Origin of the sequence: Streptomyces mutomycini (genome assembly GCF_001700505.1) — a bacterium.
Taxonomy (GTDB): Bacteria; Actinomycetota; Actinomycetes; order Streptomycetales; family Streptomycetaceae; genus Streptomyces; species Streptomyces mutomycini.
Window position 1 is genome coordinate 1 of record NZ_MAPV01000170.1, and the last position, 20997, is coordinate 20997.

18 protein-coding genes are annotated in these 20997 nt (G+C 70.8%); 6 read left to right on the forward strand and 12 right to left on the reverse strand.

Annotated elements, in window-relative coordinates:
- Positions 1–831, reverse strand: an 831-nt coding sequence (locus tag BFF76_RS23350) for an oxidoreductase (protein ID WP_065848996.1), incomplete at its 3' end; no start/stop codon positions are given.
- 58 nt (positions 832–889) lie between these two features.
- On the opposite strand from BFF76_RS23350, the gene BFF76_RS23355 reads away from it, so the two are divergent.
- Together BFF76_RS23355 and BFF76_RS23360 are read left to right on the forward strand one after the other, a co-directional pair.
- On the forward strand, positions 890–1264 hold the full coding sequence (locus BFF76_RS23355) for a MerR family transcriptional regulator (RefSeq protein WP_031098444.1): 375 nt from the start codon (positions 890–892) through the stop codon (positions 1262–1264).
- A 135-nt stretch (positions 1265–1399) separates the two neighbouring features.
- On the forward strand, positions 1400–2371 hold the full coding sequence (locus BFF76_RS23360; RefSeq protein WP_053928885.1) for an SDR family oxidoreductase: 972 nt from the start codon (positions 1400–1402) through the stop codon (positions 2369–2371).
- Positions 2372–2408: 37 nt separating this feature from the next.
- Here BFF76_RS23360 and BFF76_RS23365 read toward each other — a convergent pair whose 3' ends face one another.
- Positions 2409–4985 (reverse strand): bifunctional FO biosynthesis protein CofGH, encoded by a 2577-nt coding sequence (locus BFF76_RS23365; RefSeq protein WP_079122470.1) that lies wholly within the window; start codon positions 4983–4985, stop codon positions 2409–2411.
- Between the two features lie 120 nt (positions 4986–5105).
- Here BFF76_RS23365 and BFF76_RS23370 point away from each other — a divergent pair, with 120 nt between their 5' ends.
- Positions 5106–5888, forward strand: coding sequence for an HAD family hydrolase (locus BFF76_RS23370; protein WP_078850740.1), 783 nt, complete (start codon positions 5106–5108; stop codon positions 5886–5888).
- Between the two features lie 117 nt (positions 5889–6005).
- On the opposite strand, the gene BFF76_RS23375 is transcribed toward BFF76_RS23370, so the two are convergent.
- From BFF76_RS23375 to BFF76_RS23390, 4 genes are all read right to left on the reverse strand, one after another.
- A complete protein-coding gene (locus tag BFF76_RS23375) occupies positions 6006–7490 on the reverse strand; it encodes a peptidoglycan D,D-transpeptidase FtsI family protein (RefSeq protein ID WP_031098434.1) in 1485 nt (494 codons plus the stop codon).
- 136 nt (positions 7491–7626) lie between these two features.
- Positions 7627–8472, reverse strand: coding sequence for an LLM class F420-dependent oxidoreductase (locus tag BFF76_RS23380; RefSeq protein WP_053928886.1), 846 nt, complete (start codon positions 8470–8472; stop codon positions 7627–7629).
- Between the two features lie 86 nt (positions 8473–8558).
- Positions 8559–10478 carry an AMP-dependent synthetase/ligase gene (locus tag BFF76_RS23385; protein WP_031098432.1) on the reverse strand — a complete coding sequence of 640 codons (1920 nt, stop codon included), beginning with the start codon at positions 10476–10478 and terminating at the stop codon, positions 8559–8561.
- Between the two features lie 115 nt (positions 10479–10593).
- On the reverse strand, positions 10594–11871 hold the full coding sequence (locus BFF76_RS23390) for an acetyl-CoA C-acetyltransferase (protein WP_053928887.1): 1278 nt from the start codon (positions 11869–11871) through the stop codon (positions 10594–10596).
- 74 nt (positions 11872–11945) lie between these two features.
- Here BFF76_RS23390 and BFF76_RS23395 point away from each other — a divergent pair, with 74 nt between their 5' ends.
- Both BFF76_RS23395 and BFF76_RS23400 read left to right on the forward strand, forming a co-directional pair.
- The gene (locus tag BFF76_RS23395; protein WP_065848997.1) at positions 11946–13268 is read left to right on the forward strand and encodes a 3-oxoacyl-ACP reductase; all 1323 of its coding nucleotides are present in this window, start codon (positions 11946–11948) and stop codon (positions 13266–13268) included.
- Between the two features lie 3 nt (positions 13269–13271).
- Positions 13272–14111: a MaoC family dehydratase gene (locus BFF76_RS23400; protein ID WP_053928889.1), complete on the forward strand. Its 840-nt coding sequence runs from the start codon at positions 13272–13274 to the stop codon at positions 14109–14111.
- 37 nt (positions 14112–14148) lie between these two features.
- Here the strand turns inward: BFF76_RS23400 and BFF76_RS23405 are convergent, their stop codons facing one another.
- Positions 14149–14805: a TetR/AcrR family transcriptional regulator gene (locus BFF76_RS23405; RefSeq protein ID WP_078850738.1), complete on the reverse strand. Its 657-nt coding sequence runs from the start codon at positions 14803–14805 to the stop codon at positions 14149–14151.
- Between the two features lie 214 nt (positions 14806–15019).
- Here BFF76_RS23405 and BFF76_RS23410 point away from each other — a divergent pair, with 214 nt between their 5' ends.
- On the forward strand, positions 15020–16240 hold the full coding sequence (locus BFF76_RS23410; protein ID WP_208604873.1) for an alpha/beta hydrolase family protein: 1221 nt from the start codon (positions 15020–15022) through the stop codon (positions 16238–16240).
- A 63-nt stretch (positions 16241–16303) separates the two neighbouring features.
- On the opposite strand, the gene BFF76_RS23415 is transcribed toward BFF76_RS23410, so the two are convergent.
- The 5 genes from BFF76_RS23415 to BFF76_RS23435 form a co-directional block, all read right to left on the reverse strand.
- Entirely contained in the window at positions 16304–17659 is a 1356-nt protein-coding gene (locus tag BFF76_RS23415; protein ID WP_031098417.1) for a dicarboxylate/amino acid:cation symporter, read from the reverse strand.
- Positions 17660–18052: 393 nt separating this feature from the next.
- A complete protein-coding gene (locus BFF76_RS23420; RefSeq protein ID WP_031098415.1) occupies positions 18053–18349 on the reverse strand; it encodes a DUF4229 domain-containing protein in 297 nt (98 codons plus the stop codon).
- A gap of 162 nt (positions 18350–18511) precedes the next feature.
- On the reverse strand, positions 18512–19039 hold the full coding sequence (locus BFF76_RS23425) for a GNAT family N-acetyltransferase (RefSeq protein ID WP_031098413.1): 528 nt from the start codon (positions 19037–19039) through the stop codon (positions 18512–18514).
- Positions 19040–19189: 150 nt separating this feature from the next.
- Positions 19190–20353, reverse strand: coding sequence for an aminofutalosine synthase MqnE (gene mqnE, locus BFF76_RS23430; protein ID WP_031098411.1), 1164 nt, complete (start codon positions 20351–20353; stop codon positions 19190–19192).
- Between the two features lie 125 nt (positions 20354–20478).
- Positions 20479–20934 (reverse strand): Lrp/AsnC family transcriptional regulator, encoded by a 456-nt coding sequence (locus BFF76_RS23435; RefSeq protein WP_053928892.1) that lies wholly within the window; start codon positions 20932–20934, stop codon positions 20479–20481.
- Positions 20935–20997 lie beyond the last annotated feature (63 nt).

Sequence of the window (20997 nt, forward strand, 5' to 3'; positions counted from 1 at the left end):
CTGGAGGACGGAGTCTTCGGGGTCGGCACGCACCACGTGCAGATAGGCGAGGCCCCGGTCGGACAGTGCGCCGAGGAGCGCGGGGTAGAGCTGCTCGGTGTCACCCTCCTCGATGCCGTTGACCACGCTGCCCGGCGAAACGCGAAGCCCCACCCGCTCCCGCCCGACCGCCTCGGCGACGGCGTCGACCACCTCGACCACGAAGCGGATGCGCCCGGCCAGGGAGCCGCCGTAGCCGTCGGTGCGCCGGTTGGTCCCCCGGGCCAGGAACTGGTGGAGCAGATAGCCGTTGGCACCGTGCACCTCGACGCCTTCGAAGCCCGCGTCGATCGCGTTGCGGGCCGCGGAGGCGAAGTCCGCGACGGTCGTGCGGATGTCCTCGGTGGTCATCTCGTGCGGGACGACCGAGGGCACCCGCCCGGCCGGGGTGTGGATCGTCTCGGGCAGGGCGACCGGGGAGGGGGCGACGGGCACCAGCCCGCTGTTGTCGGGGTGACCGACGCGCCCGCCGTGCTGGATCTGGAGGAACATCCGGCCGCCCTCGGCCCGCACCGCGTCGGTGACCCGGCGCCAGCCCTCGACGTGGGCCGGGCTGTGGATCGCCGTGATGTTCGGATAGGTCTGCCCCACGGCGCTCGGCGTGGACGCCTCCGCGATGATCAGCCCCGCCGACGCGCGCTGGGTGTAGTAGGCGGTCATCAGCGGGGTCGGTACGCCCTCGGCCGTGGCACGGTTCCGGGTCAGCGGCGCCATCACGAGGCGGTGGGGAAGGGTGAGGGGGCCGAGTCCGGCCGGCTCGAAGATCTTCGGGGAAGCCGCTGCGTTCGTCATACCGGAACGGTAAGAATTGACATTGGTGTCAGGTTCAAGTCCGGAGGCGAGGAATTACATGCGGATCGGCGAGCTGGCCCGGCGGACGGGCGTGAGCGAGCGTTCCCTGCGCTACTACGAGACCCAGGGGCTGCTGACGGCCGACCGTACCCCCGGCGGCCATCGCGACTACGCCGAGGGCGCGGTCGACCGCGTGATCCGCATCCAGGAGTTCTACGCCGCCGGGCTGTGCAGCGCGAAGATCGCCGATCTGCTGCCCTGCGTACGGGACGCGGACGGCGGTCCCTCGGAGATCGCCACCTCGACCCTGGTCAGAGACCTCTCCGTGGAGCGCGACCGCATCGACCGGAAGATCGAGGAGCTGCGCCGTTCCCGGGATGTGCTGGACGACGTGATCGCCACGGCGGCGGGCGGGACCGCGAGCGGAGGCTGAACCACGCCCCCGCACTTCCCTCCACAAAACCCGACACAAGGTGTCGGGTTTCGCGTTGAACATGGATCCACCGGCCGCCATCGATGACATGCGCGGACCGGGACGCACAGCCTGTTCAGGACCTCGAGGGGATTCATGTCCGACACTTCCACCACATCGGCCACATCTACCGCTTCGGCCACTTCGACCGCCTCCACACAGCCACTCCACGGAAAGATCGCACTGGTCGCGGGTGCCACGCGGGGCGCCGGCCGCGGTATCGCGGTCCAGCTCGGCGCGGCGGGTGCGACCGTGTACGTCACCGGGCGCACGACGCGGGAACGGCGCTCGGACTACGACAGGCCCGAGACGATCGAGGAGACCGCGGAGCTCGTCACCGCCGCGGGCGGAACCGGCATCGCGGTGCCGACCGACCACCTGGTGCCCGAGCAGGTCCGTGCGCTGGCCGAGCGCATCGATGCCGAGCAGGGGCGGCTCGACGTGCTCGTCAACGACGTCTGGGGCGGCGAACGGCTGTTCGCGTTCGGCAAGCCGGTCTGGGAGCACGACCTCGACGACGGACTGCGGCTGCTCCGGCTGGGCGTGGAGACACACGCGATCACCAGCCACTTCGTGCTGCCCCTACTGGTACGCCGGCCGGGCGGGCTCGTGGTCGAGATGACCGACGGGACATCCGCGTACAACGGGGCGAACTATCGCAACTCCTACTTCTACGACCTGGTCAAGAACAGCGTGCTGCGCATGGCGTTCGTGCTCGCCCACGAGCTGAAGCAGCACGGCGGGACCGCGGTGGCGCTCACACCGGGCTGGATGCGTTCGGAGATGATGCTCGACGCCTTCGGCGTGGCCGAGGAGAACTGGCGCGACGCGCTGACCGAGGTGCCGCACTTCTGCATCTCGGAGAGCCCGGCGTACGTCGGGCGCGCGGTCGCCGCTCTGGCCGGTGACGCCGGCCTGGCGCGCCGGAACGGCCAGTCGTTGTCCAGCGGCCAGCTCGCCCAGGAGTACGGCTTCACCGACCTCGACGGTTCCCGCCCCGACTGCTGGCGCTACCTGGTCGAGGTCGACGACGCCGGCAAGCCGGCCGACGCGACGGGGTACCGGTGACGGACCTCGTGCGTCGGCCTCGCCGGACAGGGGAGTCTCAGCCCTCCAGCACCGGCAGCAGCTCCGGCAGATGGCCGTCCGAGGCCGCCGCTGCCGTGACGCGTTCCTCCGGGACCTCGCCGTACAGCGTCGTACGCGGCTTCGCCGGGCGTCCCGCGAGGTCGGCGATGGCCACGAGATCCTGGACGGACCGGTACGAGCCGTAACCGGAGCCCGCCATACGGGAGATGGTCTCCTCCATCAGGGTCCCGCCGAGATCGTTCGCGCCCGAGCGCAGCATCTCGGCGGCCCCTTCCGCACCGAGCTTCACCCAGCTGGTCTGGATGTTGGTGATGTGCGGGTGGAGCAGCAGCCGGGCCATCGCGGTGACGGCCCGGTTGTCCCGGTCGGTGGGGCCGGGGCGGGCGATGCCCGCCAGGTAGACCGGGGCGTTGGTGTGGATGAACGGCAGGGTGACGAACTCCGTGAAGCCGCCGGTCTCCTGCTGGAGGCGGGCAAGCGTCCTGAAGTGGCCGAGCCAGTGGCGGGGCTGGTCGACATGGCCGTACATCATGGTGGACGAGGAGCGCAGGCCCGTCTCGTGCGCCGTCCTGATGACCTCCAGCCAGGTGGCGGTCGGCAGCTTCCCCTTGGTGAGGACCCAGCGGACCTCGTCGTCCAGGATCTCCGCGGCGGTGCCGGGGATCGAGTCGAGCCCGGCCTCCTTGGCGGCGGTCAGCCAGTCGCGGATGGACATGCCGGTGCGGGTCGCACCGTTGACGACCTCCATCGGCGAGAAGGCGTGGACGTGCATGCCGGGCACGCGCTCCTTCACCGCCCGGGCGATGTCGAAGTACGCCGTGCCGGGCAGGTCGGGGTGGATGCCGCCCTGCATGCAGACCTCGACGGCGCCGACGTCCCAGGCCTGTGCGGCGCGGTCGGCGACCTGGTCCAGGGAGAGTGTGTACGCGTCGGCGTCCGTACGCCGCTGGGCGAAGGCGCAGAAGCGGCATCCGGTGTAGCAGACGTTGGTGAAGTTGATGTTCCGGGTGACGACGTAGGTGACGTCGTCACCGGCCACGTCGCGGCGCAGGGCGTCCGCGATCCGGCACAGCTCGTCCAGCGCCGGACCGTCCGCGTGGAGCAGGGCGAGGGCCTGGTCGTCGGTGAGCTTCGTGGGGTCGTCGGCCGCCTGGCTCAGGGCCTGGCGGACGTCGGTGTCGATGCGGGACGGCACCATGCCGGGCGCGGCGGCCTCGCGCAGGGCCTCCCAGTCGCCGTAGACCTCGTCGAAGTCGTCGCGCCGGTCGCCGGTGCGGCCCTCGGTGTCAATGGTGCGGTGCAGGTCGGTGCGCCCGGTGGCGTTGAAACCCTCGTCGGGCTCCTGCCAGGGCAGCCCGGACGGGATGACGCCCTCCTTCGCCAGTCCGGTCTCCGGGTCGGCGAGAGCCCGCACGTGCGGCAGGAGGCGCGGGTCGAGCCAGGGCTCGCCGCGCTGGATGAACTCCGGATAGATGGTGAGACGTTCGCGCAGCTGGAAGCCGGACTCGGCTGTGCGGGCGGCGAGTTCGTCGATGTGCGGCCAGGGGCGCTCGGGGTTCACATGGTCCGGGGTGAGGGGTGAGACGCCGCCCCAGTCGTCGATGCCCGCGCCGATCAGCAGGGCGTACTCGGCGTCGACGAGATTGGGCGGGGCCTGGATGCGGGCCGAAGGGCCGAGGATGTGGCGGGCGACGGCGATCGCGGCGGCCAGCTCCTCCAGCTCGGCGTCCGGCATCCCGCGCATCGCGGTGTCCGGCTTGGCGCGGAAGTTCTGGACGATGACTTCCTGGATGCCGTGGTAGGCGCGGGCCGTCCTGCGCAGCTCGAAGAGGGAGTCGGCGCGCTCCTCGTACGACTCGCCGATCCCGATCAGGATGCCGGTGGTGAACGGGACGTTGGACCGCCCCGCGTCCTCCAGCACCCGCAGCCGGACGGCAGGCTCCTTGTCCGGGGAGCCGTGGTGGGGGCCGCCCTTTTCCGACCACAGCCGGGTCGCCGTCGTCTCCAGCATCATGCCCATGGACGGGGCGACGGGCTTCAGCCGCTGCAGGTCCGTCCACGTCATCACACCGGGGTTCAGGTGCGGCAGCAGCCCCGTCTCCTCCAGCACCCGGACCGCCATGGCCCGCACATAGGCGAGGGTGTCGTCGTAGCCCTCGGCCTCCAGCCACTCCCGCGCCTCGGGCCAGCGGTCCTCCGGCCGGTCCCCGAGCGTGAACAGCGCTTCCTTGCAGCCCAGTTCGGCACCCTTGCGGGCGATGTCGAGGACCTCGTCCGGCGACAGGAACATCCCGTGCCCCGCCTTGCGGAGCTTCCCCGGCACGGTGACGAAGGTGCAGTAGTGGCAGGTGTCACGGCAGAGCCGGGTCAGCGGGATGAAGACCTTGCGGGAGTAAGTGATCACCCCCGGCCGGCCGGCGGCGTCGAGACCCGAGTCACGGACCCGGGCGGCGGACGCGGCGAGATCGGTCAGGTCCTCTCCCCGCGCCTGGAGCAGGACGGCGGCCTCGGCCACGTCGAGGGCGACACCGTCGCGGGCCCGCCGGAGGGCGCGCCGCATGGCGTTGGTCGTGGGGCGCTGAGGATCGGTCATGCCCCGAGCATACGAGCGCCCCGCTCCTTCCGGACCAGGGCATCTGTCAGGCGCAACCGCCCGTCCGGCACTGGCGCCTGGGCCGTTATGTCCCGCTTGGCCCATAGGCTCGGCCGGGTGATGGAAACGATCGTCTTCGACATCGGAGAAACCCTCGTCCGCGACGACCGCCACTGGGCCTCGTGGGCCAACTGGCTCGGGGTCCCTCCGCACACCGTCAGCGCGCTGGTCGGCGCCGCCGTCGTGCAGGGCCGCGACTGCACCGACGCGCTGCGTGTCCTGCGACCCGACATGGACGTCAGCGAGGCGTACCACGCCCGTGCGGCGGCCGGCCGCGGCGAGCACCTCGACGAGACGGACCTCTACCCCGACGTCCGCCCCGCCCTGGCCGAACTGCGCGCCCTCGGCCTGCGCGTCGTCATCGCGGGCGACCGGACGGCCCGGGCCGGAAAGCTGCTGCGGGCCCTGGACCTGCCGGCCGACCTGGTCGTCACCTCGGAGGAGTGGGGTGTCGGCAAACCGGACCGGGAGTTCTTCTCCCGTGTACTGGACGTGTCGGGCGCAGCGCCGGAGGCCACCCTGTACGTGGGCGACCACCCCGCCGACGACATCTTCCCGGCGAAGTCCGCAGGACTGCGGGCGGCCCACATCCGCCGGGGCCCGTACGGTCATTGGTGGGCGGATCACCCGGACGTCATGGAGACCGCGGACTGGCGCATCAGCGCCCTGACCGAGCTTCCGGCGCTGCTGGGCGGAGCCGGGAGGCGGAAGCCGACCGCCGCCGCCCCGCGCAAGCTGTACGCCCTCCCCGGGCAGCCAGTCCCGCCCGAGCCCGGGCACACGGATCAACTTCAGCAACCCGAGCCCGAGCCCGCAGAAAAACCCGAGCGCTCCGAGGCCTGACCGGTCGTCGCCCCCGGCTCACTCTCAATGGTCGTGGGGAAGATACGGACACGAAAATCGGACATAACGCCCGAACTTCTGTCCGTTTTTTCCCGACGGCACTTCGAGCAGACCCGGCTACTTCTGCAGCACCGACTGCATCACGCTGCGGGCGATCGGGCCGCCGAGGCCGCCGCCCGAGATGTCCGAGCGGGAGATGTCCATCGCGGTCGGGTCGATGAACACCGCGACCGCGACCGCCTGGCCGTCGGGGTTCTTGCCGTACGAGACGAACCAGCCGTACGGGACTTCCTTGCTCACGTCGTCACCGCGCTGCGCCGTACCGGTCTTGCCGCCCACCGTCACGCCGTCGATCAGGGCGCGCTTCGCGCTGCCCTCGGCGGCGGTGAACTCCATCATCTCCTGGACCTTCTTCGCCGTCTCCTCCGAGACTGCCTGGCTCTTGAGCTGCGGCTCGTGCTCCTCCAGGGTGGACAGGTCCGGACCGATCAGCCTGTCCACGATGTACGGCTGCATCAGCTTGCCGTTGTTGGCGAGGGCGGCCGTCACCATGGCCATCTGCATCGGCGTGCTCGTGAGGCTGCCCTGGCCCATGCCGGTGAGGGCGGTGCCGGGCTTGTCGAGCTCCTCGGGGTAGAGGCTCTTCGAGGCGAGCATGTCGCCGAAGTCGTCCGAGTAGACGTCCTCGTTGAAGCCGAACTTCTCGGCCGTCTCACGCATCCCCTCGTCGCCGACCTTGAGGGCGGCGTCCAGGAAGACGTTGTTGCAGGAGTACTGCATGGCCGTCTTCATGGAGGCCTTGTTGCACGTCGCGTCGCCGGCCTCACTGCTGATCCTGCTGGACGACAGCGGCAGGGGGTACGGGGAGACCGCGTCGGTCTTCGCGTCGACATCGGAGACGACGCCGTGCTCCAGGGCCGCGGCGGCCGTGAGGATCTTGAAGGTGGAGCCGGGCGGGAAGGTCTCGCGCAGCGGGCGGTTCGCCAGCGGCTTGCTCTTCTCGTCGACCAGCGCCTGGAACTTGTCGCCCTCCTTGAAGGAGTTGCCGGCGAAGACCGAGGGGTCGTACGAAGGCGTCGAGACCAGCGCGAGGACCTTGCCGGTCGCCGGTTCGAGGGCGACGACCGCGCCCCGTGCGTCGAGGTCGGTCAGGCCCTTGTAGGCCGCCTCCTGCGCCTTCGGGTCGATGGTGGTGACCACACCGCCGGCGCGCCGCTCCTCGCCGGTGAGGATGTCCTTGGCATGCCGGAAGGCGAAGCGCTCGTCCTGGCCGCTGAGGATGCTGTCGTACGTCTTCTCCAGGAGGGACATGCCCTGCGCCTGGGAGGCGTAGCCGGTGACGGGGGCGTACATCGGGCCCTGCTTGAAGGTGCGCTGGTACTTGAAGTCGGTCCCCTCGACCAGCTTCGACCCGGTGATCGCCTTGCCGCCCACGATGATGTCGCCACGCGGAGTGGCGAACTGGGTGATCTTGACCCGGCGGTTGTGCTCGTGGGTGGCCAGCTCCTCGCGCTCGGCGTACTGGAGCCAGTTGGTGCGTATCAGTAGAGCGAGCATCAACAGCCCGCAGAAGATGGCTATGTGGCGCAACGGCCTGTTCATCGTGCTCCCGCTCCCAAGGCAGCCGAGCACACACGCACACGGGCCGCACCATCGATGTCCGGAGGTGATAGATGCGATTTTAGCTCCGCCGGTTGCACCGGTGGATCACCCCGCCAGGTTATCGGCCGGAGGTTTCTCACAGATACGCCGCATAGGCGTCCAGTGCGCGCAGCACCTCGGCCTCCGGGGCCGGGGGCAGTTGCAGGACGGCCTCGTCGACCCCCAGGTCCGCGTAGTACGCCAGCTTTCCCGGAGACGGCTGGACGGCGTAGGGAACCACCTGGAGCTGCTTCGGGTCGCGCCCCGCGTCCTCCCAGGCCGCGCGCAGCTTCGGTACGGACTCCGACAGGCCGCGCCCGCCGATGGGCAGCCAGCCGTCCGCCTCCCGGGCGATCCGCGCGAACAGCTTCGGGCCGGCCGCCCCGCCGATCAGGGTACGCGGGCCGTTCACCGGGCCGCGCGGCCGCTGCACCGGCTTCGGGTAGGCGTAGCTGGCCCGGACCGAGCCGAACTCCCCTTCGTAGGAAGTCGGTTCGTCTGCCCAAAGGGCCCGCATCAGGGCCAGCCGGTCGCTGCCGAGCGCGCGGCGGGTCGCCCACTCCACGCCGTGGTCGGCGGCCTCCTCCACGTTCCAGCCGTAGCCGATGCCGAGCGTGAGGCGGCCGCCGGAGAGGTGGTCGAGGGTGGCGGCCTGCTTCGCCAGGTCGATGGGGTCGTGCTGGGCGATGAGTGTGATGCCGGTGCCGAGCGCCAGCCGCTCGGTCACGGCGGCGGCCTGCCCCAGCGCGACGAAGGGGTCGAGGGTGCGGCCGTACTCGGCCGGCAGCTCGCCGCCCACCGGATACGGGCTCTCCCGGCTCACCGGGATGTGGGTGTGCTCGGGCAGGTACAGCCCGGCGAACCCCCGCTGCTCCAGCTCGCGCGCGAGCCGTACCGGTGTGATCGTCTCGTCCGTGAGGAAGATCGTTGTGGCGATCCGCATGCGAGGCACCTCCGTCGTCGTCCTTGGCCGCTCCACGGTATGCGGTGATGCGCTCCCGGGGAGCCCACTCCCCGGGAGCCTCGGCGCTACTTGCGGTACAGCTCCTCGATCTCCGCGTCGAAGTCCCGCGTGATCGCGTCCCGCTTCAGCTTCAGCGACGGGGTGAGGTGGCCGCTCTCCTCGGTGAAGTCCTCCGCCAGGACCGTGAACTTGCGGATGGACTCGGCGCGCGACACGAGCCGGTTGGCCTCGTCGACCGCGCGCTGCAGCGCGGTGCGCAGTTCCTCGTCGTGGACGAGCTCGCGCAGGGGTACGTCCTCCTTCTTGCGCATCCGGCGCCAGTGGGCGAGGCCATCCGGCTCCAGGGTGATCAGGGCGCTGATGAAGGACCTGTTGTCCCCGACCACCATGCACTGGCTGACCAGCGGATGTGCGCGCAGCCAGTCCTCCAGCGGGGCGGGGGTCACGTTCTTGCCGCCGGACGTGATGATGATGTCCTTCTTGCGGCCGGTGATCGTGAGGTAGCCGTCCTCGTCCAGAGACCCCAGGTCACCCGTCGGGAACCAGTCGTCCTCCAGATACGGCGCGGCCTCGCCGCGCTCGGTGTCCCAGTAGCCCTTGAAGACCTGGCCGCCGCTGAGCAGGACCTCCCCGTCGTCCGCGATCCGCACGGCGGTGCCCGGCAGCGGCCAGCCGACCGTGCCCAGACGGGGCTTGAGTGGCGGGGTGACCGTGGCCGCGGCGGTGGTCTCGGTCAGGCCGTATCCCTCGAAGATCTGCATGCCCGCCCCCGCGTAGAAGGCGGCGAGCCTGCTTCCCAGCGGGGAGCCGCCGCAGATCGCGTACCGGACGTGGCCGCCCAGCGCGGCGCGGATACGCCGGTAGACCAGCGGGTCGTAGAGGGCACGCGCGGCACGGAGTCCGAGGCCGGGGCCGGGGCCCGTGCCGTGTTCGGCGGCCTCGACCGCCTCGCCGTAACGCTGTGCGATCCGGGCGGCGCGGTCGAAGGACGAAGCGCGGCCCATCTTCTCGGCGGTGGCCCGGCCGGTGTTGTAGACCTTCTCCAGGACGTAGGGGATGGCCAGCAGGAACGACGGCTTGAAGCCGGCCAGGTCCGCGAGCAGGTCCTCGGTCCGGATCGACGGCGCGTGCCCGAGCCGGACCCGGGCGCGCATGCAGCCGATCGCCACCATCCGGCCGAAGACATGGGAGAGCGGCAGGAACAGCAGGGTGGACGCGGGGTACTTGGAAACCGACTTGAAGACCGGGTGGAGCAGCTCGATGGCGTTGTCGACCTCGGCGAAGAAGTTCCCGTGGGTCAGGACGCAGCCCTTGGGCCGGCCCGTGGTGCCCGAGGTGTAGATGAGGGTCGCGGGGCTGTCGGGTTCCAGAGAGCCGCGACGGGCGGCGACGACCGCGTCGGGTACGTCCTGGCCGAGCGTCTTCAGCCGGCCTATGGCACCCGTGTCGAACTGCCAGAGATGGGTGAGGTCCCCGAGTTGCTGCCGCTCCTGGCTGACCAGCCGGCCCTGCTCCTTCGACTCCACGGCGCAGGCGACGGCTCCGGAGTCCTGGAGGATCCAGCGCGTCTGAAAGGCCGACGAGGTGGGGTAGACGGGCACGGTGACCAGTCCGGCGGCCCAGGACGCGAAGTCGAGCAGCGTCCATTCGTAGGTCGTACGGGCCATGATCGCGACCCGGTCACCGATCTGGAGGCCCTCCGCGATCAGGCCCTTGGCGACGGCCTGTACCTCCGCGGCGAAGGCGTCGGCGGTCACGTCCTGCCAGCTGCCGTCGGCCTGCTTGCGGCTGAGGACCGCCTCGGAGGGAGCCTCCCTGGCGTTGTCGAAGGGGATCTCGGCGAGCGAGCCACGTCGCACGGTCGGCGCGAGCGGCGGCACGGAGACTTCCCGTACGGTGCCGTCGGCCGCCCTGACCTTGGTCGGCTCGACCAGGACGGGAACGGTGGGCGCGGCGGGTACGGCGGCGGGGGCGGGCGTGGACACGAGCGGCTCCTCGACATGGGGTCCGGCGCCGGGCCCCTCCCTGGGGTCCGGCGCCGAGGCGGCTGCTGGGTGCGCGGGGTCGTTCACGTACGGGTGTGCGGCAGGCGCGGCTGGGTCAGGGGCGTTCCAGGATGGCGGTGACGCCCTGGCCGCCCGCGGCGCAGACCGAGATCAGGCCCCGGCCGGGTGCGTCCCGCTCCGCGAGGAGCTTGGCCAGGGTCGCCACGATCCGGGCGCCCGTCGCGGCGAAGGGGTGGCCGGTTGCGAGGGACGATCCGGCCACGTTCAGCTTGTCCCTGTCGACGGGGGCGAGCCCCTGCTCCTCCCAGGAGGCCAGGGTGGCGAGCACCTGGGAGGCGAAGGCCTCGTGGATCTCGAAGAGGTCGAAGTCACCGACGGTCAGTCCGGCCCTCTCCAGCATGCGCGGTACGGCGTACGCGGGCGCCATCAGCAGCCCTTCCTCGCCGTCCACGTAGTCCACGGCGGCCGTCTCGTAGAGGGACAGATACGCCAGCGGCTCCAGCCCGTGTGCCTCGGCCCACTCCTCGCTCGCCAGGAGCACGGTGGCCGCGCCGTCGGTGAGCGGGGTCGAATTGCCCGCGGTCATCGTCGCGTCGGGGTGCCCGGCTCCGAACACGGGCTTCAGCGTGGCGAGTTTTTCCACCGTGGAGCCGGGGCGCAGGTTCTGGTCGCGGTCCAGGCCGAGGTACGGGACGACGAGGTCGTCCAGGAAGCCGCGTTCGTACGCGGCGGCGAGCCGCTGGTGGCTGGTGGCGGCCAGCAGGTCCTGGTCCGCGCGTGCCACGCCCCACTTCCGGGCGGTGACCGCGGCGTGCTCGCCCATCGAGAGGCCGGTGCGGGGCTCGGCGTTGCGCGGGATGTCCGGGACGAGGTGGCTGGGGCGCACGGCGGCCAGCGCCTTGATCCGGGCGCCCGTCGACCTGGCGCGGCGTGCCTCCAGCAGGATCCTGCGCAGCCGGTCGTTGACGCCGAGGGGAGCGTCGCTCGTGGTGTCCGCGCCGCCGGCGATCGCGGAGTCGACCGCGCCGAGCGCGATCTTGTTGGCCGCGGCGATCACGGCCTGCAGACCGGTGCCGCACGCCTGCTGGATGTCGTACGCCGGCGTACGCGGGTCCAGGGCGGAGCCCAGGACGGTCTCGCGGGCCAGATTGAAGTCCCGGCTGTGCTTGAGGACCGCGCCGGCGACGAACTCGCCGACCTGCTGCCCCCGCAGACCGAGGCGCTCGACGAGTCCGTCCAGCGCGGCGGTCAGCATGTCCTGGTTCGACGCACTCGCGTACGGTCCGTCGGAGCGTGCGAACGGGATGCGACTGCCACCGATGACCGCGACCCGGCGCGGCTGCGGAAGTGCGAGGGGAATCAACTCGACCAACTCATCTCGACAACTCCTGACCCTTGAGTAACCTTACTCTGGAGTAAATCTACGACCGAGCAGGAGCAGAGACAATGGCCGATCGCTATCTGCACTTCACCGGCACGGCATCCGGCCGCTTCCTCAGCCGCAGGCTCGGCCTGCCCCAGCCCGCGCCGCTCCGCCGCTGGACACTCGAAACCCCTTCCCTCGAAGGGCCGTTGCTCCACCTCACCGCAGGTGACTCCACCCACTCCGACACGCTCGGCCCGGTCCTCGCCGCGACCGGCCTGAAGGTCACCGGCCAGGCCGGACGCCCGGCCGCCGTCGTCCTGGACGCCACCGGCATCACCACGGCCGCCGGGCTCGCCGGCGTACACGCAGCACTGCACCCCGTCGTACGGTCGCTGGCCGGCGGCGGCCGCATCGTCGTCCTCGGCACCACACCGTCCCCCGACGACCACCACCAGGCGGCGGCCCAGCAGGCCCTCGAAGGATTCGTACGCTCGCTCGGCAAGGAGATCGGCCGGGGGGCCACCGCACAGCTGCTGCGGCTCGCCCCCGGGGCGAGCGCCGCCTCCGCCGAGTCCACGCTCCGCTTCCTGCTGTCCCCCCGCTCCGCGTACATCAGCGGCCAGGTCATCGAACTCACCGCCGACGCCCCCGGCCAGGTGGCCGACTGGGCGGCGCCCCTGTCCGGACGCACCGCGCTGGTCACCGGCGCGGCACGCGGCATCGGCGCGTCCGTCGCCTCCGTCCTCGCCAGGGACGGCGCCCGGGTGATCTGCCTGGACGTCCCCCAGGCGCAGGAGGAACTGGTCCGCACCGCCGACCGCCTGGGCGCCACCGCCCTGCCGCTGGACATCACCGCACCCGACGCGGCCGGCATGATCGCCGCGGCAGCCCCCGGCGGCCTCGACGTACTCGTCCACAACGCGGGCATCACCCGGGACCGCCGGCTCGCGAACATGCCTGCCGACCGCTGGGCCTCGGTCATCGACGTCAACCTGGACAGCGTCCTGCGCACCACGGACGCCCTGCTGGAGGCGGGCACCGTGAACCGCGGCGGCCGGATCGTCGCCACCGCGTCCATCGCCGGCATAGCGGGCAACAACGGCCAGACCAACTACGCGGCCAGCAAGGCCGGCATCATCGGCCTGGTCCGCTCCCTGGCCCCGCGCGCCGCCGCCGAGCACGGCGTCACCGTCAACGCCGTCGCGCCCGGCTTCATCGAGACGAAGATGACGGCCGCCGTGCCCCTCCTCATCCGGGAGGCCGGACGCCGGATGAACTCCCTTTCCCAGGGCGGCCTTCCGGTCGACGTCGCCGAGACCACGGCCTGGTTCGCCCAGCCCGCGTCCGGCGCGGTCAACGGCCAGGTCGTGCGGGTCTGCGGCCAGAGCCTGCTGGGGGCGTGATCCATGACCGGCCTGAGCCTGTCCCTCGTCCGCGGAGCCGTCACCTCCCCCTTCAAACGGGCCGGGCGCCCCGACGCCACACTGCCCGCCGACCGTGAGGTGCTGGCGCCGGGCCGCATCAGCCCCGGCCCCCTCGCCGCGTACAGCAGGGTCTGCGGCTTCGCCGAATCGGGCCCGCTGCCGCTCACCTACCCGCACGTGCTGGGCTTCCCGGCGGCCATGCGGCTGATGACCGGCCGGAGCTTCCCGCTGCCGGTGCTCGGCCTGGTCCACACCTGGATCGAGATCACCGCCCACCGGGTGCCGCAGCCGACGGACGAGCTCGAACTCACCGTGTACGCGGCCGGGCTGACCCCCCACCGACGCGGCACCGAGGTCACGATGGTGACCGAGGCGCGGCTCTCCGGCGAACTCGTCTGGGAGTCAAGCAGCGGCTACCTCTCCCGCCACGCGACCGGAGCGGCAACAGCCCCTCCGTCGTCACCGGCCACACCCCCGGAGCTGCCCGCCGTCGCCGAGTGGCGGCTGCCCGCCGACCTCGGGCGGCGGTACGGAGCCGCTTCGGGCGACCGGAACCCCATCCACCTCCACCCCGTGACGGCACGGCTCTTCGGCTTCCCCCGGCACATCGCACACGGCATGTGGACCGTCGCCCGCTGCCTCGCGGAGACGGAAGGCGGGACCGGAACAGACGGGCCGGGCCGGATCCGTTCCGTACGGGCGGACTTCAGGGCGCCCGTCCCGCTGCCCTCGACCGTCACGTACGCCGCCGACGGCACCGCCTTCCAGGTGCGCGGCAGCAGCCGCGTCCACCTCACCGGCAGCGTGACCCGGGAGGGCTGAACCCGGGCCCCCGGTCGCGGACCTCCGCCCGGGGGCCCTACGAGAGGCCCTGCTCCCCCCGGGACTGCCAGCCGCGCCCGTGCATGAGGTTCTCCAGGCCGGCCCACGAGAAGTTCATCAGCGTGGTGGCGGCCTCCCTGGCCGAGACACCGGGAGTGGCGTTGGCCCACCCGGCGAGCGCCTCCGCCGCCCCCACCAGCGCCTGCGCGAGCCCCGCCACATCCCGGTCGGCCAGCGCGGGATCATGGCCCGCCTCACGGGCCGCCGCACCGATCAGACCCGTCACGAACGCAACGATCTCCTTCCGCAGCGCCCCCACCTCGCTGACGAACGGCTCCCCGTGCGAGCTCGCCTGCTGGTGCAGCACCGCCCAGCCGTCCGGGTTCTCAGCGGTGTGCGTGAAGAACGCCCTCAGCCCCGACCACAGTTGCCCGTCAGCCGGTATCCCCGGCTCCACCGCCGCCTGAACCGCTTCCACCAGGGCTTTCGCCTCTCGGCGTATGCAGGCGGTGAAGAGCTCCTCCTTGGAATTCAGATACAGATAGACCAGCGGCTTGGACACACCGGCCAGTTCGGCGATCTCGTCCATCGAAGCGGCCCGGTAACCGCGCTGCGCGAACGTCCGCACGGCCGCGTCCATCATCTGCTGCTCACGCACCGCGCGCGGCATCCGTTTGCTCTTCACTGCACTCACGTCAGACATCCCTCCCGCCCCCACTGCGCTACTCCTTGGTAAGACTACGGCGCACTCCTGTCCGCCGTCGTACGGAAGGAACACGGCCCGGCCACGGTGGCCGGTAGTGGCCCGCCGCCCCCTGTGCGCGTGGCACCTCGTACGCCCCCGGCCCCCGCAGGATCGCACCTTGGGACGATGCGTTCGCGCGGTTCAGCCGCCTAGTGTCCCGGGCATGACGATGAGATTCCGCAGACGGACGGCCGTCGCCGCCCTCTCAGCCACGCTCCTGCTGGCCGCGCCCGTCGCCTCCGCCCATGCCTTATCCGGCCCCGCACCGGCCGCGTCCACCACGGCCACCACGGCCACCACGGCCACCGACACGCTCGAACTGCCCCGCCCGACCGGCCCGTACGCCGTCGGCACGGAGGTCCTGCACCTCACCGACCCCGGCCGGATCGACCCGTGGGTCCCGGAGGCGGGGGACCGGGAGCTGATGGTGTCCCTGTACTACCCCGCCCGCCCGGGGCGGCCGGGCTCCGTCGCTCCGTACATGAGCACCGGGGAAGCGCGGCTCGTGCTGGCGGGCATCGGGCTGGAAGGCACCGTGCAGCCGTCGGCGCTCAGCTCGCTCGGCACCCACGCCCGCACCGGCGCGCGGACGGCCCACGGACGCTTCCCCCTGGTGCTGCTCTCCCCCGGCTTCGGCAACCCCCGCGCGACAATGACCTCGCTCGCGGAGGACCTGGCGAGCCGTGGTTACGTGGTGGCGAGCGTCGACCACGCCTACGAGTCCATCGGGACCGAACTGCCCGACGGCCGGCTCCTGACCTGTGTGGCCTGCGAGAAGATGGCGTCGGCGCCCGAGGAAGCCCGGGAGGAGCTGGGCAGGCTCGTCTCCACCGGACGGGCCACCGACCTCTCCTTCGTACTGGACCGGCTGACCGGCCACCGCCCCGCCTGGAAGAACTCCCGCATGATCCACCCGGACCGGGTCGCCGTGGCCGGTCACTCCATCGGGGGCAGTGCGGCCGCCTCCGCGATGCTCGCCGACCCGCGCTTCGACGCGGGGATCAACATGGACGGCGCGTTCCAGGAGCGCGTTCCCGCATCCGGCCTCGGTGAGCGCCCCTTCATGATGCTGGGCACCGCGGTGCACTCCCCCGGCGGCCAGGAGGACAAGACCTGGGACGAGGGCTGGCCGCACCTGGACGGCTGGAAGCGCTGGCTCGTGGTCGAGGGCGCCGGCCACTCCAGCTTCACGGACGTACCCGTCCTGGAGGACCGGATGGGTGTGACGCTTGACACCTCGGTCACGCTCACCACCGACCGCGAGGTCAGCATCACCCGCGACTACGTCGGCGCCTTCCTCGACCAGCACCTGCGCGGCCGGCACCAGCCTCTGCTGGACGGCCCGACACCCGGCAACCCCGAGGTCGTCTTCCAGCGGCCCTGACCGACCACCCGGCACACAGGAGCGCCCCCGGACACCGGTCCGGGGGCGCTCGGGTGCGTAAGGTCACGCCGTGACGGGGACGCCCTTCGGCTCCGCCTCGCGTGCCTCGGGCTCGTCGACCGGGGAGGCAGACGCCGAGTTGTACGCGTCGTGGTCGAGGATCTTCTCGCGGGCCGACACGATCACCGGGATCAGAGCCTGTCCCGCGACGTTCGTCGCGGTGCGCATCATGTCCAGGATCGGGTCGATGGCGAGCAGCAGGCCCACGCCCTCCAGCGGGAGACCCAGGGTGGACAGGGTCAGGGTCAGCATGACCGTGGCGCCGGTGAGGCCGGCGGTGGCCGCCGAGCCGATGACCGAGACGAACGCGATCAGGATGTAGTCACCGATGCCCAGCTGGACGTCGAAGATCTGCGCGATGAAGATCGCCGCCAGCGCCGGGTAGATCGCGGCGCAGCCGTCCATCTTGGTCGTGGCGCCGAACGGGACGGCGAAGGAGGCGTACTCCTTCGGAACACCGAGACGCTCGGTGACCTGCTGGGTGACCGGCATGGTGCCGACCGAGGACCGGGAGACGAAGGCCAGCTGGATCGCGGGCCAGGCGCCCTTGAAGAACTGCAGCGGGCTGACCTTGGCGACCGTGGCGAGCAGCAGCGGGTAGACGCCGAACATCACCAGGGCGCAGCCGATGTAGACGTCCGCGGTGAAGGTGGCGTACTTGCCGATCAGGTCCCAGCCGTACGTCGCGATGGCGTAGCCGATGAGGCCGACGGTGCCGATCGGGGCGAGGCGGATGACCCACCACAGGGCCTTCTGGAGGAGCTCCAGGACCGACTCGCTGAGGGCGAGGATCGGCTTGGCCTTCTCACCGAGCTGGAGCGCGGCGATACCGGCGACGACGGCCATGAAGACGATCTGCAGGACGTTCAGCTCGGTGAACGGGGTGATCACGTTCTCCGGGATGATGCCGGTCAGGAAGTCGAGCCAGGAGCCGGCGCTCTCCGGCTTGGCGCCGTCCTTCGGGGTGAGGCCGGTGCCGGCACCCGGGTTGGTGACCAGGCCGATCGCGAGGCCGATGGCCACGGCGATCAGCGAGGTGATCATGAACCAGAGCAGCGTCCGGGTGGCGAGCCTGGCGGCGTTGTTGACCTTGCGCAGGTTGGTGATCGACACCAGGATCGCGAAGAAGACGAGGGGCGCGACGGCCAGCTTCAGCAGTTGGACGAAGATGCCGCCCACCTTGTCGAGGGTGGTGACGAGCCAGCTGATGTCCTGGCTGCGGGCGAGCCACCCGAGCAGGACGCCGAGGACCAGACCGGCGACTATCTGCATCCAGAACGGGATGCTGGGCAGGCGGAAACCGGAACCGGACGGCTTGCCGGCTTCGGTCTCTGCGGCGGGCGCGGGATTCGCGGACACGGACACACTCCAGATGTGACGCATCGGGACGTACGAGGACAGACGTACGGACGTGCGGTCGAACAGGGGGACGGGGGTGCGGCGCCCGCGTCAGGGGCGGCGCCGCTGCATGATGCCGGTCAGACGCTGCGGCAACAGACCGCGGACATACAGCGGCAGAGATCGACATGCAGGCGCACCACGAGCGGGACGCTCAAGGCGTGGTGGGTGCGCACTGCTGTCATCATGACGAATACGTTAACACTGAAACTTATGGAACCTCAAAGGTCCGCTTTTCGATCAACTCGGCCGGCAGGGGGCTCCGGACACACGGAAGCCCCGGTCCGGGAGCGGCTGCTCCGGTCCGGGGCTTCGTTCGTACGGGGTGCGGGTGTGAGGAACCTTACGCGGCGCCTACCGCGCGACGCTGTCCTCGCGGGTGCGGTTCGACTCGAGCCTGGCCTTGGTCCGGTCGACCGACGAGATGATCTGCTCGGACATCTCGTCGCGCTGCTTGCGCAGCAGGATGAAGCTGAGGGGCGCGGACAGCAGCAGGCCGAGGAGGATGACCCAGACCACGTTGGAGCCGCCGACGCCCGAGGGCAGCACACCGAAGTGGACCGCCACGCCGGCGACGAAGAAGCAGCCCACGAAAATCAGCAGGCGCATGGCGGTGTACCGGATCGTTGCGCTCGGCTTGGCAGCGGACACGGGCTGGCCTTCTCTCTACGTCCGACGTTCCTGCGGTCGTGCAGTCTGGAATCCTGCCCGACCAGTGAAGCATGCCCCGAATTCGATCAGTTCGCTGGGTTGTTCCCTGCGCTTCTCCCGGCGCTTCTGTCGGCGCTGCACCCGGCACCTCTCCCGGCACCGCTACCGGAAGAGCGGGAGCAGCATGATGACGTCGTCGCGGTAGTCGTCCTCGGCGACCCGGATGGCGTTCGGGACCCGGCCCACCTCCTTGTATCCGCAGGAGGCGTAGAAGCGGTCCGCCCCGGTGCCGCCGCGGCAGGTGAGCCGGATGGCGTCGATGCCGTCGAGCCTCTGTGCGGCGTCGGCCGTGGCCGCCATCAGCGCGCGGCCGAATCCCTTGCCCTGGTGGCGCGGGTGGACCATCACCGTGTAGGCGCCGATCCAGTGCCGCATCAGCCGGTGGGTGTTGTGGGTGAGGAAGGCGGTGGCCGCCACCGTGCCGTCCTCGTCCCGGCCGACGACGAGGTGGGTGCGGCCCTCGGCCATCGCCGCGAGGTGCTTGACCAGCTCGGCCCGGACCTCGTCCTCGGCGACGGGCGGCACGAAGCCGACGGCGCCACCGGCGTTGCTGACGTCGGCCCAGAGCGCGGTGATGCCGTCCCGCAGGGTTCGGTCGAATGCGGGATCCACGGTGAAGGTAAGCGCCATATGCGGAGATTAACTATTACGCGAGGGGCTCTTCAAACGGCGTCCACCACGCGAGAAAGCCCCGGCCTGGGGACGGTGGGCCGGGACTTCCGTACAGCGGGACACCTGGGCACCCACGCGGGGCGCCGGGCGCCGGGCGGGCGTGAGGCCTCAGACGCGCATCGGCTGCGGCGTCTCGCGCCGGCCGGCGTCCGGACCCGGGTACTCGCGCAGGATCTCGTACCGGGTGTTGCGCTCCACGGGCCGGAAGCCCGCGTCACGGATGAGGTCCAGCAGGTCCTCGCGGCCGAGCTTGTTCGGGGTGCCGTAGTCGTCGGCGTCATGCGTGATCTTGTACTCGACGACCGAGCCGTCCATGTCGTCGGCACCGTGCTGGAGCGCGAGCTGCGCCGTCTGCACGCCGTGCATCACCCAGAACACCTTGACGTGCGGGACGTTGTCGAAGAGCAGGCGCGAGACCGCGAAGGTCTTGAGCGCCTCCGCGCCGGTCGCCATCGATGTCCGCGCCTGGAGGGTGTTGCGGACCTTGCCGTCCTTCATGTCCACGAAGTCGTGCTGGTAGCGCAGCGGGATGAAGACCTGGAAGCCACCGGTCTCGTCCTGCATCTCCCGCAGCCGCAGCACGTGGTCGACGCGGTGACGGGGCTCCTCGATGTGCCCGTACAGCATCGTCGCGGGGGTCTTGAGACCCTTCTCGTGCGCGAGGCGGTGAATGCGCGACCAGTCCTCCCAGTGGGTGTTGTGGTCGACGATGTGCTGGCGGACCTCCCAGTCGAAGATCTCCGCGCCGCCGCCGGTCAGCGATTCCAGACCGGCCTCGATCAGTTCGTCGAGGATCTCGGAGGCGGAGAGCCCGGAGATCGTCTCGAAGTGGTGGATCTCCGTCGCCGTGAACGCCTTGAGCGCCACCTCCGGCAGGGCTTCCTTGAGCGCGCTGAGCGAGCGCGGGTAGTAGCGCCACGGCAGGGTGGGGTGCAGCCCGTTGACGATGTGCAGCTCGGTGAGGTTCTCGCCCTGCATCGCCTTGGCGAGGCGGACGGCCTCCTCGATGCGCATGGTGTACGCGTCCTTCTCGCCCGGCTTGCGCTGGAACGAGCAGTACGCGCATGACGCGGTGCACACGTTGGTCATGTTGAGGTGACGGTTGACGTTGAAGTGGACGACGTCGCCGTTCTTCCTCGTACGCACCTCGTGGGCCAGCCCGCCGAGCCACGCGAGGTCGTCGGACTCGTAGAGCGCGATCCCGTCCTCGCGGGTCAGCCGCTCGCCGGCCCGGACCTTCTCCTCCAGCTCGCGCTTGAGTCCCGCGTCCACTAGGGCGCCTCCCATGTCTCCGTGCAACAGATCAGACGGCCCACGTTACTCCCCCGCCTCTCACGCGCAGGACCCCCGTCCTCCCGCGCGCGGGACCCCCGCCTTCCCGCGCGGAGGGGCCCGCGTCACTCCTCCTCGGGGAGCTCCCCGACCCGGTTCTCCCACTTGGTGGAGAGCACGACCGTCGTACGGGTCCGGGAGACGCCCCTCGTGCCGCTGAGCCTGCGGATCGTCCTCTCGAGGCCGTCCACGTCACCCACCCGCACCTTGAGCATGAACGAGTCGTCACCCGCGATGAACCAGCAGTCCTCGATCTCGGCGAGGTCCTTCAGCCGGTGCGCGACGTCCTCGTGGTCGGCTGCGTCGGAGAGGGAGATGCCGATCAGCGCGGTGACGCCGAGTCCGAGCGAGGCGGCGTCGACGGTCGCGCGGTAGCCGGTGATGACACCGGCGGTTTCCAGCCGGTTGATGCGGTCGGTGACGCTGGGCCCGGAGAGCCCTACGAGCCGTCCCAGCTCGGCATACGAGGCTCTGCCGTTCTCTCTGAGGGCCTGGATGAGCTGCCTGTCCACCGCGTCCATGTGACTGAAACCTTCCATTGTTCAGCAGTACCGCAAGTTTACGTGTAGAATCTAAGGCGCGAC